Origin of the sequence: Metabacillus schmidteae, assembly GCF_903166545.1 — a bacterium.
GTDB classification, from domain to species: domain Bacteria; phylum Bacillota; class Bacilli; order Bacillales; family Bacillaceae; genus Metabacillus; species Metabacillus schmidteae.
The window spans coordinates 1-12945 of record NZ_CAESCH010000003.1 but is presented as its reverse complement, the minus strand read 5'-3'; the positions used below and the strand labels follow the sequence as shown (position 1 = coordinate 12945).

The window sequence follows — 12945 nt, the reverse complement described above, 5'->3', positions numbered from 1 at the left end:
AAAAGAAATGCTGGGTGTTCTAATGTATTAAATACTTAAATTAATATCTATTCTTTTAGAAGGGGTAAATGTAGAAATAGCGTGCTTATATATAAGTTGTTGTTTACCCTTAGACTCTAATGTCACTGTAAACCCATCATAATTAGTAATTATTCCTTCTATTGGAACGCCACTTTGCAGATAAATAGTTGTTGGTACCTTATGTTTCCTTATTTCATTTAAGAATCTATCTTGAATATTAACTTTTTTATTTCTCACCACTATTCTCCCTTCTATAAAGATATTAAGTCATCATGGTAAAAGATACCTTCTTTATTTCCTTCGAACAAAACACTGTAGGATAATACCTTACCGTTATGTATATATGAGATATTTCCTTTTTTGCTTTTAAATTGCAATATATAATAATAATCCTCAAGGTTAGTGTTGCTCTCAATGGGTAATTTTACTTGTACCAGCTGATTTAGTTTCAAAGGTTTATTTTGCTCTTTAACTAGCCTATTATCAGGCTCTACTTGAGGATCAAAAAAAGTAATTTGAGTCATCGTTTTCCCCTCTCTTAGGTCTCACCTTTAATGTAATAATTACAATAATTCGTGATCTTTAAGCTCATCAAATTTTTCAATATAACAAAGGGATTTTCTATTGTCCTACAAGATTCACATCTTTTAACAATGGTCATTGTAACTTTACCTATTCCTATATTTTTTTCTCTTTAAAGCCATTGTGACTCTCATAATTTACAAATTTTTTTAGTTTAACTTCCAATATTCACGAAATACCTCAATTGCAAGTTCTTCCATCGATACTTTTCTGGATGACGCTTCCTTTCGTATAAACTCTTTCAATTCAGAAGGTATATGGATTATGAATGGCTCTAAATCACTCTCTATAAATATGCTGTCTATATCAGAAAGGATCTTCCCTTCTATTAAATAGTGATCAATTAGATTTATAACGGACTGGTGAGATTGAGGTGAAAATGGTAAAGCTACAGGTTTCACTTCCATTTGTATATATTCATCCTCTAAAGTTAGACGAATATTTTGAGGACCAGCATATTTATAAAAATTCTCTATAATTTCATATATATCTGATTGCACACTATGAGGTTTTATAAATCTAAATTTAGCATAACCTCTTTTTGTGCTATAAGGTTTTTCATCTATTTTATAATTTGGAGTAGCTCCTAGCTCTATTGCTTCTCGAAGAGTAAAGGCTTCACCATCTTTTGTTACAACCTTGCTGTATTCTCCTTTTAATTCAAGTATTCTTCCGAATTGTCCATCATTAAAAGTAAAAGATTGAAATAGTATATGACCTGTATCTTTATCGTAAAATTGTTTTCGTTCTTTTTTTCTTTCTTGAGATTGAAATTCTTTAGACGAAATAAAATCTTCAATATCCTCTTCAGTAATAAAATACAGGTCTTTACCTTTATAGCGTTCAATTGTTGCAGGTATCTTCCCTTCTTTTATATAAGTTAGAATTGTAGCCGAAGTAACACCGACACGTTCAGCTGCTTCTCCAGTGGTTAATCCCGGCTTATTAAATTCCTTTTTAAGTTGTTCTACTTCATCTAACTTAAAAAGCTTTGTCTTCCTCATCCGCCATTTATGATCATATAATGATGTTAGTTTGTTTTCTTTTTCATACTTATATATAGTTTGGGTTGATACACCTAATATTTTGGCAGCATCGCTGGTAGAAACATAACCATTTTGTGTCTCATTATTACTTTGCAAAGCCTTGTCTGCGCATGACTCACATAATTGAGCTTCTTTATCTGCCATATATTCGAATTCATTGTGGCAACCGATACATCTTTTCACAATTTTTCACACCTTTGTTTAGTAGATTGCTTTTAACATATCTAATTCTCTTTCATTCCAGACTTTTACTAAGTCTATATAGATTTCATGAACTATAAGAGTCAATTATGATTTTCATCTCAAAACTACTGATTTTTCGATCACTATTTGTTTCTGAAGATCAACAACATATAATTAAAGGAGGTGATATTTTATGACTACCTTCTTCTTAATTCACAATTTCCATCAAATGCACAGTTTCCTTGAAATACGCATTAAATCTTTTGTATCTCTATTATCTGATCTTGATTCAACGTTCTATAAATAACAGAAACATATTCATGAATTATTAGATAATCATCTGTAATTGAATCTACATAACCTTCAAAAATATCTTCATTTTCTCCATATACTATCGAAACTTTATCATTTTTATTTAAAGAATTAATAATCTGTTTCATCACTTTTCCTCCTTCGGAATATCCATCCTTATAATCCTAAGAATCTTGGGTCTATTGTTCTGCGAGAATAAACTTTCCTGCCATCAATTTTCAAAACTTTATACCATTTATAAGTATCATCATCCCTAATCAGATCGTTGACAGTAGGTTTATAACTTAATACCATTACTCTTTTATCGCCTACAAACATCGGGAACATCTATCTCCCTCCTTACTTCTCTATTTCCATCAATTTTTTTGCGAAAAGCGAAGTACTTAGTTAATTTTTCACATCCAAAAAACATTAAACTTTGAAACAGGTAGATTCAAAAAGTTTGCTAATTCGTGCGTTGAATCAAAATTATTCGACACACTCATTCCTTTTTCTTTATCTAATACATTTTCTATCCAATATATAATGTCGTCTTCTGTTTTCCCTATATTTCTGTATCTCTCTACTTGTTCTTTTAAATGTTCTCGATACCTTTTGACCTGTATATTATTCTTATCAACCGGAAACATTTTAACTCTCTCCTTTTTAATTCGCATTTTTCATCAAATTTGTATCAAATTTAATTCAATAGCGCCAAATAATGTTCGTTTTTAGGTCTTGAACAACGAATTAATTTAAAAGCTTCTCTAGCTCAATTACAACAAGCCCAAAATCAACAAGTCTAAAAAAGTAACAGAAATATCCAATTCCACAAAAAATAATTAAAGAAATTACTGTAAGAGCCAAAACTTCATAAAAAGACATAACTTCTCCTCCCATTACATAACTCTCCTTCCCTTTCTATTTAAAGCGAACTATGCATTAACTTTTAATGCTTTTTCACGTTTTTTATTGCACCAGTAACACAATGCGACATCTTCACGATTCTTTTTATACAAAATTTCTTATGATTCTTTCATCAATTCATCTTCATTTACGTTAAAAGTAGAATAAATCTTACTTAATGTATCTTCATCAACTCTTTTTAAACCTTCTTCAAAAGAGATATATTTAGTAACCTCTATGCCGATCTCATTTGCGAATTCTTGAATAGTTAGGTTTTTGTTCTTCCTAAAATTCCTTAAATTATAACCTTTAACATTAATCATTTTAAAATCCTCCTTGTATTAATTTTTAGGTCTGTATATGAACTACGCATTAACTTTTGAAATCATCAATACTTTGAGTAACTGTAGAGCTTTTTCTTGCACTTCTAGCAATAGAAGATAATTCTTTAAGAGTATTAGTAACTTTTTGTCCTACTGGAAAAGAATGATATAGTGATTTTCCTTCGTTTAAATCCTTGTATTTCTTACGAAAGGCATAGCGTTCTCTATATTCTTGGTAATCTTTATTTGCTTGTTCAAGTTCTTCTCTTGTCATTGTTGTTAAATTAAATTCATCTGCAATGATAGGTAAATACTTTTTCTTATTCTTTTTCTTTTGACGTTTTTTCAACTAAATCCACTCCCTTTCTTTGTGTCGCTATTTGTTCGATACTCTTAGCGAATTACGAACTATGATGCTTTAAAAACTCAATAAAATTTTTATGAAGTCCATGACCATATTCAATGTTATCAATCCAACTATCGTTAACCGATTCATCATTTTCAAAGCCTTTATCAACAAGCCAATCTCTAACTATTTTTTCGTGTTTTCTCGCCTTCTCAAATGCTTTTGAAGATTTTTCAAGACTGTCTTGAATGTACTTTGGTATCTCCATAAGGACACCTCTTTACTTCGCTATTCGTCGATACTTATTTCACATCAATTCCATTAAACAAAACCATAACTACAGAATAGTAATGTTAATAATCATTATGAAAATCTCTTTATATGCCTTTTTATGCTTACTTCTCAAAGTGAAAAACTAATTATCTTTTAAAAACTCTCATAAATACTAGAACGATAATAAAAAACAAAATCCAAGTAATAAGTTGATTTAAAGAAATTCCCAAAATGTTATTAAGTAAAGAAATACCATTATTAAAGGTGGTTTCAACAGTTTCCTTCATGATCAACCATATACCTGTAGTGCAGAAACAGATAATTGCACCAATAAAGCGAAATAGCTCTATATTACTTATCTCCCTGGTTCTCAAATACAGCACTAAAGTAAAAATCATAACTACTATAGAAAATATAAATAAAGAAAATATCAATAATAAAATGTCTATAATTTCACCTTCTTTTCATGTTGCTATGTCTAACATAAGTTCGCCTTTCAAAAGCTTTAATATATAATCTTTAATGACCAGAACCTCAGTGGATTTATGCTGAATACGTTCTACCTATAATCTCTTTATCGGGATATGTATATATATTGTTTATTAAGTCATTGTAATCATAGGTTACTAGAATATCGGCTCCGGGGAATCCAAAATGAAGTGTATCTAAAAGAAAGGATAATTCTATGTGATCCTTTTCTGTGTAATAACAATGGTACAAGTCTTTGCCCTTTATGACATAAGGCGGATCGATAAAAATGGTGGCCGTATCATTCCAATATGATTCTTCAATTAATTCCACTGCATTTTCTCGGGTTATCTCAATTCGATCACTCATTGAATGTATCTTCTCGATTCTTCTAATAAGCTCAACAGGATTCCATCTGGACAGTAAATCATGCGTTTTTCCGTTTTTACCACCAAGTGGGTTTGCCTTTGCTACTCCACTGTACGCTAATCTATTTACTAATAATGAGGACCAGGCTGCTTCAATCAGATCAACACCGATATAATCTGATTTAATTATGGATTGTGCATTAAAATAATCTTTATGGTTAGGTTGTATTGACTTTATTCGGTCAATTAGAACATAGGGCATATGTTTTAATACCCACCAAAGTGAATAGACTCCAGTGTCTATGTCATTAAGGTGAAGCTTCTCAACAACCCCTGCATCCAACATTGCTAATTCAAAACTACCTCCACCAGTAAATGGAGAAATAAGTTCGCTTGTCTTCGCTTCTCGTAGATGCATAAAAAGAAAATTTATTATTTTCGATTTCCCACCTGGATACCTATAAGGAGATAATCTCTTACTCAACTTTACAGCTGGGGGATTATATGATTTCTTTTCTCTATATTTATCTTCTAAGATAAGTGTGAATCTATGTTTCTCGGAATCTGCTTCCAAGTAGGAGTATCCATCGCATATCTCACACCAAAATCCTCGTTTATACTTATCTAATTGAATATAACAGTTATCAACCAAACCACAAAATTGGCAATTAAACATATTCTCCCCCCACTCTGCACAAGCATAAGTTAATACTCCTAATGATTATTATTGGTAGCTAATCTTGATAAACTTTTTCCTTCTATTTTAAATGTGCTTAAAATATGGCTTAAGGTAATTAAGTCAACCTTCTTAATACTCCCTTCAATCCTCTTATACTTTTTGAAATCTAAATTTGTAATTTTGGCAAACTCTTTAATGGTTAAATTATTTTCTTCTCTAAATAATTTCAAATCTTTTCCTATTATGTTTAAATGCATGTGAATTTCTCCTTTTATAATTATATCGTTTATTCAAACCTACATATAGTAACTTATAACTTTTAAATTTATATAAAATAACTTCATGCAATTAGCTATTTCACTGTTATCTCTTTATCTTTATCTCATCATCATCAATTAAACTAATATATATCTTTTCTTAGAAATTTCTCTTTTTATATAACGCTAATTTTTCCTGATAAATCACTTGATACATTATTTGACATGTAGATATTATAAATAGAAACAGAAACTTCATCTAACATATCAATAGTTAATTCCTCTAGTGTTAAAGACTCATAACCTTCAATGAGGTGAATAACCTCTATTTTGAACTTGACTGTCTGAGGTTGATTAAATTCTCCTCCGCAGTAGATAACCTCGATCTCTTCTTCCTGCTTTTTCACTAGAGAATATTCTGAACTACCATACGATTTAATTATATATATCTTACCTTCTTCCATTTCACTTATATGTAGCTTCCTCATAACATCCTCCTACATCTAATTTTAGATGAATGGAATGGCTTAGAACTCTAAGCCATTCTCTATCACTACTTACTATTTAGTGACAATTCAGCTTCTTCCTTTGTATCAAATACCAATCGTAGTTGTGCTTGTGTTAAGTCATAATAGTGTGATTGAGCCTGTGTGCTAACTATGTAAAATCTATATTTCGTTTTTTTAGCTCCTCCATAAACAACTGGTATAATCTGATCTTTTGCAACTAAATATGCGCAATCACCTTCATACCAAAGATTGTCTGCTTTTTGCCATTCTGGTTGAGGGTTCATAATTTTATTTATCGCTGATTCATCATCAACTTTACTAATTGCTATAGGGATAACCTTTAACCTCTCGTTATTTTCAAGTGCGATGTTAATTGGGTATTTATTACGAGATTTGATATTAGTGATAACACCTAAATTCTCATTATGTAAGATAATCTGACCGATCTTTGCTGTTTCCAAGCTCAATACATTTCCATCTGCAATTGAGTAAGTTATCTTTGGGAATTTTTCTTTCATTTGTTTCAATGCTTCTTTTTTAGCAAGTTCTAAAATATCATGATCTGACATTTTACTATTAGTACTTACCTTTACTTGGATTGGTGATAGTGTTAATGAAACTGTTTTTGTTGACATTAGTAGAACACCCTTTCTAAAAGTTACTCTAAAAGTTTTTTATTATAAAAACACCCTTCACGAACAACTCGTTCAAAAGCGAATTTATAACTTATAGTCTAATTATAACTATACATATATAAAATTACAATATAATTATAACTTCATGTACATATAGTTATAATTTAAAAATATTTTAGTTTATATTATGTATATAAACAAATATTCTATTTTTTTAGTTGTCTTGTAAAAATCAAAAAGATAAAATTAAAATAAATAGATAAATATTGGTATTTATAGTTATAACTTCGATAATAGAGTTAGTTGTAAAGATGTTTGAATATAATAGATAATGACTAAGTGGGGTGTTAATAGATTGGTTCGAGGTAATTCAGTTTTAATAAATGAAGATAAAACTAATATTTTTTTAAACTCAAATGCAAAAACCATATCAGAGTTAGTCCTTCAGATGAAGGATAAATCATTCTATCCTCTTCTAAGAAAAAAGATCCATCTAGCAGAAAAGAATAAGGAGGAAAAATTTCACGATTTCAATGATTATGAAATTCTCTACTATTATGTACATGAGCAAAAAAATATAGACGAAAACAAAAATCGTAAAGATAATACACGAAAAGAATATTTAAGAGAGCTTTTACATTTTGCAAAGAATATTGCCCAATATGCAGCTGATATTGGAATAGATATTAATGAAATTTATGAAGGGTCGCTATTTAAAAGCTTGGAACCAAGGCATTTGAGCCTTTATCAAGTATGGATGGTCAAGAAAGCTCCAAAATTAGTTGGAAAAGAGTCATATTCACCAGCAACTATCTCTCGAAAAAATGCGATTATAAAAGATTTTCTATCTTTTTTATATGAAAAGAGATATCTAATTGAACCTATCCATACTGAGATGGGAACAGCTACAGTGAGTATTGATGAGAGACCAAACAAAGACCTGGGTGCAAATGAAGTAATTCAAATCCTTAAGTTTTTCAAAGATGAAAAACATCCTATTATATATGGGATCATACATGTACTTGTTACAACAGGAATAAGAAATAGTGAGTTTTGCAAAGCGAGGATATGTGACTTAACTTATGATCAAGGGCGATCTGAATATTATCTACTAGTAGATGGTAAGGGAAATAAGAAAAGAACAGTACCTATCAAACCTAAAGTTTTTCAAAGTATTGTAGAATTTAGAAGAATGAGAGGATTGGAAACTAATCTTGATTCATCTGATAAAAATTCTTTATTTGTTACATCTAGTTTAAAAGCATATACACCTTCTTACTTGTCCCAATACTTAAATAAGGCAATTACAAGAACCAGTCTTGAATTTATAAAGAAAAGATCAAACCCAATCGGTCCTCATACCTATCGTCATGCATTTTCAATCATTTCTTATAATAGTGGTGCTGATATATACAAAATAATGAGATCTCTTGGCCATGAATCAATTGAAACAACAAAAATCTATCTGCAGAAGGAATTCGAAAAAGATAATCACGCTACTCATATGTGGGATAAAGGTGATCTTGCAGAATATATCTAGCACTGATGTATACTTACTATTATAAAATTGAGGTGTAGAGATGAATATAGAAAATTTAAACCTTCCTTTGGGGTTGAAAAACTACTTATTACATACGGAATATCCTAATCCAAAGCTTACGGACTATGTCCTCGCTAAGATTGAGGAGATATACCTTATTCATAATAAGTTATCATGAGTTTGAAGATTTGGAATTTTCTAACGTTGCAATTGAGTGTGCTGAACGTGCAAAGTCAGATGAAACTTTTGGGTCACATTTATTAAAAACAATTAAAAGAGAACTGAATCTAAAGGTGATTCAACCTAGAGAAATATATTCTAAATACAGTAATATCAATGATGATTTAAGAAAGGCAAAATTAGATGACTTTTATTTAAGAACTGATGATTTTTCTAGGGTACGTGCAGCGGGTAAACTCTATGATGCTATGGATAATAACAATTGGATTTACCTTCATGGAAATTTAAGTACTGGTAAATCATTTCTAGCTTCAGCTGCATGTAATTATTATTTGGAACAAGATAAGTCTGCTTTATATATTTATACACCAGCTACTGTTTCTTTATAAAAAAGATTGATCATTTTTCATATTTGTGTAGGAGGGATAATCATGAACATTGGCGAATGAGTTTTAGCTAAAAATCAAGTCGGTTTTATCGTTTATAAAAACCATACTGAAACATCTATAAAGGTTAAATTTGGTTACAGAAACAGTAAGGTTTACACAAAAGACGACATATCTCCAGTTAAATTTCAGTTAGAAAATGATGCAATTCATAATCTTCAACTTTTAGCATTAGAAACCAATGATAAAAGTTGGTTTGAAGAATTAGGAAGATTAAAGGCACATTGCATTTTATAAAAAAGATCGATCAAAACACTCTTCACTCCTTAATGGAGCAAGTCAGTTTTTATAAGAAAGTTTGATCAAAAAATACTATAAACATTGTTAAATCAGCATTTCACGAGTAATTAATCCCTTATTTTGATCAATCTTTTTTCAAAACGGTGCAACTTTCTTATAAACGACCAAACTTTATTTTAAAACAACAGCTACTCCTATGAGTGGAGAGCTAAGAGAATATATGGAGAGGGTTGACTGTCTTGTTTTAGATGACTTAGGAACGACACATAGAGAAATAGGATATTTATTAGAAGTCTTAAACAAACGAGTAGGTAAATTAACTATATTCACTAGTAATTTTAGTATTCAAATGTTAGAAGAAATGTATTACACATTTAAGGAGCAAGGTAAGATAGACAATTCCAATTGGGAATTGTCAAAAATACTGGAGTTTATAAGATCTAGCGAATCCGAGGAGTTATTTAGACAGTATACTAATTAAAATAATTAGACCATAAGTGAGTTTATCTATTCAATATTCTTAGTACGGTGATATTCAACAATCCCAAACCTAAAGAAACACCAAAAGAAATAGAGGATGCAGTAATTACTCCCAAAGTAGTTTTAAAGATGGAATTAACTATTAAATTACTGTATCATCTTAATCTTCTTCTATATATCAAATCTCGACTTTCTAACATGAGGTCAATAACCTTACCTATAAGTTGATGAAATGAATAACAGTATGTATATACTCTGAACGGTGTTAATATTACACCCGCAATAAGATGTTTTATGTATAACTTATCATCATACCAACGAAAAACGGTTTCTATCTTTGCGGGGATTTCCAAATCATCTTTTACGATAATATTTCCATTATCCCTTCTAAAAAATATTCTATTAATATCTATTTCTTTTGGATCTACGATGACCTTGTATTTACGTTTGGTTGACTCATGACCATGGGAGAATATAAACGATAAAAACTCCGGTTCATGTGTATTTTGTCTATCTTCCAAATGGAACCAAACAAATTTTTGTTTTTTATCTTTAAATCTCATTACATAGTTAGACGCAGCTCTATTAGAACCTGTTAATTTTATCAGTCCAGTTTCTAAGTAGGATTGATAATCTTTATCTGTAATTTTATTTGTATAGTGTATCAATTTCCTATCTCTAATTTCCTTATATTTTTCTTGAGTTATTGACTCTATGAAGTATGTTTTATTAATTTGAAATAACCTATAAATTACATAACTAATTAGCGGAATGATTAGATACCATGCTGGAATAAAGTAAGTTATGATTGGTAAAAAAATGATACCAAAGATAGCTATTAATATGCATTCTATTATTGATGCTGAAAAAACAAGTATGTTTCTTTTTCTTGCGATATGCATTTCTCTAGTCTCTTGGTTTTGATTAACCATAATATCCCCCTTAAACAATCTCTACATTAATAATTGAATAAAAATCAACGTTAAATCTACTACCTAATTCATCCTCAAATAAGATAGACTTTGCAATAGGATTTATCTTTTTTACAATCCCAGCTCTTTTATTTATATAACCATCTTTCCAAATTGTTACCAATAATAGTTTCTTATATTCTATACTCTGCTGTATCAAATTTTCAAACTCTTCTATCTGTGTTTCATCAATTTGAGGGCGTGGTTGCTTAAGAAGATCATGTTCTAACTCTTTAAGCATTGATGTATGCTCTGTCATAAAGAAGCCTTGCCATTTCTTTTGTTTACCTCTGTCTCTTAACATATTGCTGCTCCCCCTATAAAAAAGTCCTGACTATGCCAGGACAAAAATGAGTAATCGTCATAATAATTATAACAGAACGTTAGTTCTGTTATAAAGAGACTCTTTTAATATAGGCTTAGTGACAGGGTTGCTGCTACGAACCGCAAAGTACTTCCTTGAACTAATACTAATACCAGGCGTACTTGTAACCAAGAGCAAAGTAAAAGTTTGGGCTATTACCAATAACCACGGTTTTTGTAACTACTTAGTCCATTTAGCAATTGAATGATTGTTATTGAATTCTATAATTACCAAAACAGATGTCCAAAAGTATTACCAAATACTTTTACCATAACTATAGAGTGCTCTTGGATACTTTACTTTGCGGTCTACAGCAAGAACCTTGTCATTAAGCCAATATAGGCTATAAAAGAAGATTCTCACCGACTATTTCCACTTTGAACTATAAGTATTTGAAGCCTTTTTATAATAATTAAATATTCACCATCTCTAGTGAGTACACTATATGTTTTGGTTAAACTTCTATTTTTAAGAGGATTAAAATCAACATATAGAACTTCTATATTACGTTCGTTAAAGTATTCATAAATAGTCTCAACTTGTCGGTCAATAGCACCAGAATAAAATCTGTAATAAATAAACAATATAACTAAACCTATCGAACCTAAAACAAACGGCCAATTCATCTTTTGTCAATTCCATGCACTTTGTTAATGAAAATCTTCATTTAATACACCTCTAGTTTGTAATTTTAACTCTATTTTCTTTTTCTTAATCGTCGTGTACCAAACCAACTGAAAAATCGAACCTGCAATAAAGATCCATAACATAAAAGAACATACTACGAACTTACTTTACTTTTATTTTTATCTTTCTTTTAATAAAATAAATCGGTAGTATAAAACCAAATGTGATTGCAAATGTATTAACTCCATACCTGAAAGACTTATCTTTCCAATATTGAATGAAATCATCTATTGGTGCAGGTTCAAGAAGTTGTGGCTTGTACCAATCTGGTATTGTTACATGTTGTGTATCAACATGTATTATAAGATATATAAAAACTACTGTTAACGCGAGCGCTAGTGGTACTAATATTAATGAAAATATTGAATCTTTATAATTCCTAAACATTTTTCTACCTCTTTCTAAATTCTTTATGCGAACTTCGTATTAAGAAAATAATTTTATTAAACATATCCCAATAAATCTAAAAAACAAAAAAATAATAAGTTAAATAAAACAAATGCCGAAACTAGAATAACCACTTCTTTTCCATCCAAATTAAGCAACTCCTTTTAAGCGAAAAGCAAATTAAGAATTAATCAGCATAGTCAAAATTTGTTTATATATTTAATCCTATAGCAGCTATACCACTTACCACTCCTAAAAACTATTATAAATAATATGTAAGCTATGCGATTGTTTGTGAAATATTTTAAGACCATAATCAGAATAACTACGGAAATCGCAACCCCTATAACTATTAGAAAAGGAATCAGGATAAAACATTTCTTTTGATAAACTAAAGAATTTATTTATAAATCCACTCAAAATAATAACTCCTTTATGTCGATATTTTCTTCGATTCTCTAAGCGAATTATGTATTAACGAATTTTATATTTATCAAAAATGCGTTCTATTTGATCAATAACTAACCAAGACAAATCTTTTATTGATTCTGCATGACCAACTCTTGAAATAGCCGATACTTCAATGTCTGTAAATTCAACTCCTTTTTCATCACATTTATTTATTAGCTTGCTTGTTGTATTTTGCAATAGAAAAGTGCAGAAAAATGCAAAGAAAAGTACAGAGGTTTGTCACCCGAATTACTTTTCTTTATTTTCTTTTAGATAATGCATTCGTTAAGCGATAACTCTCTCCTTGATACGA

19 protein-coding genes are annotated in these 12945 nt (G+C 29.9%); 3 read left to right on the top strand and 16 right to left on the bottom strand.

All coding sequences use genetic code 11. The annotated features are described in order from the left end of the window. Positions 1 to 27: 27 nt before the first annotated feature. From hfq to HWV59_RS25560, 13 genes are all read right to left on the bottom strand, one after another. Positions 28 to 258, bottom strand: coding sequence for an RNA chaperone Hfq (hfq, locus tag HWV59_RS25620; RefSeq protein WP_102232113.1), 231 nt, complete (start codon positions 256 to 258; stop codon positions 28 to 30). Between the two features lie 14 nt (positions 259 to 272). Beyond that, positions 273 to 545, bottom strand: coding sequence for a hypothetical protein (locus HWV59_RS25615; protein WP_102232114.1), 273 nt, complete (start codon positions 543 to 545; stop codon positions 273 to 275). Between the two features lie 207 nt (positions 546 to 752). Beyond that, positions 753 to 1793 (bottom strand): helix-turn-helix domain-containing protein, encoded by a 1041-nt coding sequence (locus HWV59_RS25610; protein ID WP_142385647.1) that lies wholly within the window; start codon positions 1791 to 1793, stop codon positions 753 to 755. Positions 1794 to 2086: 293 nt separating this feature from the next. Next, positions 2087 to 2272, bottom strand: a complete 186-nt coding sequence (locus tag HWV59_RS25605; protein WP_102232116.1) for a hypothetical protein — start codon at positions 2270 to 2272, stop codon at positions 2087 to 2089. A 267-nt stretch (positions 2273 to 2539) separates the two neighbouring features. Then, complete coding sequence (locus HWV59_RS25600; RefSeq protein WP_102232117.1) at positions 2540 to 2773, bottom strand: hypothetical protein; 234 nt, start codon at positions 2771 to 2773, stop codon at positions 2540 to 2542. Between the two features lie 100 nt (positions 2774 to 2873). Next, positions 2874 to 3023, bottom strand: a complete 150-nt coding sequence (locus HWV59_RS25595) for a hypothetical protein (protein ID WP_175640759.1) — start codon at positions 3021 to 3023, stop codon at positions 2874 to 2876. A 125-nt stretch (positions 3024 to 3148) separates the two neighbouring features. Further along, positions 3149 to 3352 (bottom strand): helix-turn-helix domain-containing protein, encoded by a 204-nt coding sequence (locus HWV59_RS25590; protein WP_102232118.1) that lies wholly within the window; start codon positions 3350 to 3352, stop codon positions 3149 to 3151. A gap of 49 nt (positions 3353 to 3401) precedes the next feature. Then, the gene (locus HWV59_RS25585) at positions 3402 to 3701 is read right to left on the bottom strand and encodes a hypothetical protein (RefSeq protein WP_102232119.1); all 300 of its coding nucleotides are present in this window, start codon (positions 3699 to 3701) and stop codon (positions 3402 to 3404) included. 52 nt (positions 3702 to 3753) lie between these two features. Beyond that, positions 3754 to 3966: a hypothetical protein gene (locus HWV59_RS25580; RefSeq protein WP_102232120.1), complete on the bottom strand. Its 213-nt coding sequence runs from the start codon at positions 3964 to 3966 to the stop codon at positions 3754 to 3756. Positions 3967 to 4514: 548 nt separating this feature from the next. After that, positions 4515 to 5483, bottom strand: coding sequence for a DNA adenine methylase (locus tag HWV59_RS25575; protein ID WP_102232121.1), 969 nt, complete (start codon positions 5481 to 5483; stop codon positions 4515 to 4517). 38 nt (positions 5484 to 5521) lie between these two features. Next, positions 5522 to 5743: a helix-turn-helix domain-containing protein gene (locus HWV59_RS25570; RefSeq protein ID WP_102232122.1), complete on the bottom strand. Its 222-nt coding sequence runs from the start codon at positions 5741 to 5743 to the stop codon at positions 5522 to 5524. A 176-nt stretch (positions 5744 to 5919) separates the two neighbouring features. Then, a complete protein-coding gene (locus HWV59_RS25565; RefSeq protein WP_102232123.1) occupies positions 5920 to 6231 on the bottom strand; it encodes a hypothetical protein in 312 nt (103 codons plus the stop codon). Positions 6232 to 6296: 65 nt separating this feature from the next. Then, the gene (locus HWV59_RS25560; RefSeq protein WP_102232124.1) at positions 6297 to 6887 is read right to left on the bottom strand and encodes a hypothetical protein; all 591 of its coding nucleotides are present in this window, start codon (positions 6885 to 6887) and stop codon (positions 6297 to 6299) included. A gap of 355 nt (positions 6888 to 7242) precedes the next feature. Between HWV59_RS25560 and HWV59_RS25555 the strand changes: the two genes are divergently transcribed. The 3 genes from HWV59_RS25555 (at position 7243) to HWV59_RS25545 (ending at position 9774) form a co-directional block, all read left to right on the top strand. Next, positions 7243 to 8427, top strand: a complete 1185-nt coding sequence (locus HWV59_RS25555) for a tyrosine-type recombinase/integrase (RefSeq protein WP_175640758.1) — start codon at positions 7243 to 7245, stop codon at positions 8425 to 8427. Between the two features lie 188 nt (positions 8428 to 8615). Beyond that, a complete protein-coding gene (locus tag HWV59_RS25550) occupies positions 8616 to 8996 on the top strand; it encodes a hypothetical protein (protein WP_102232126.1) in 381 nt (126 codons plus the stop codon). Between the two features lie 517 nt (positions 8997 to 9513). Next, positions 9514 to 9774 (top strand): hypothetical protein, encoded by a 261-nt coding sequence (locus tag HWV59_RS25545; protein ID WP_102232127.1) that lies wholly within the window; start codon positions 9514 to 9516, stop codon positions 9772 to 9774. 154 nt (positions 9775 to 9928) lie between these two features. On the opposite strand, the gene HWV59_RS25540 is transcribed toward HWV59_RS25545, so the two are convergent. The 3 genes from HWV59_RS25540 to HWV59_RS25530 all read right to left on the bottom strand — a co-directional run bounded on the left by HWV59_RS25540 (position 9929) and on the right by HWV59_RS25530 (position 12182). Next, positions 9929 to 10705, bottom strand: coding sequence for a hypothetical protein (locus HWV59_RS25540; protein WP_102232128.1), 777 nt, complete (start codon positions 10703 to 10705; stop codon positions 9929 to 9931). Between the two features lie 10 nt (positions 10706 to 10715). Beyond that, positions 10716 to 11048 (bottom strand): YolD-like family protein, encoded by a 333-nt coding sequence (locus HWV59_RS25535; protein ID WP_102232129.1) that lies wholly within the window; start codon positions 11046 to 11048, stop codon positions 10716 to 10718. Positions 11049 to 11897: 849 nt separating this feature from the next. Next, positions 11898 to 12182, bottom strand: coding sequence for a hypothetical protein (locus tag HWV59_RS25530; RefSeq protein WP_102232131.1), 285 nt, complete (start codon positions 12180 to 12182; stop codon positions 11898 to 11900). Positions 12183 to 12945: the final 763 nt, after the last annotated feature.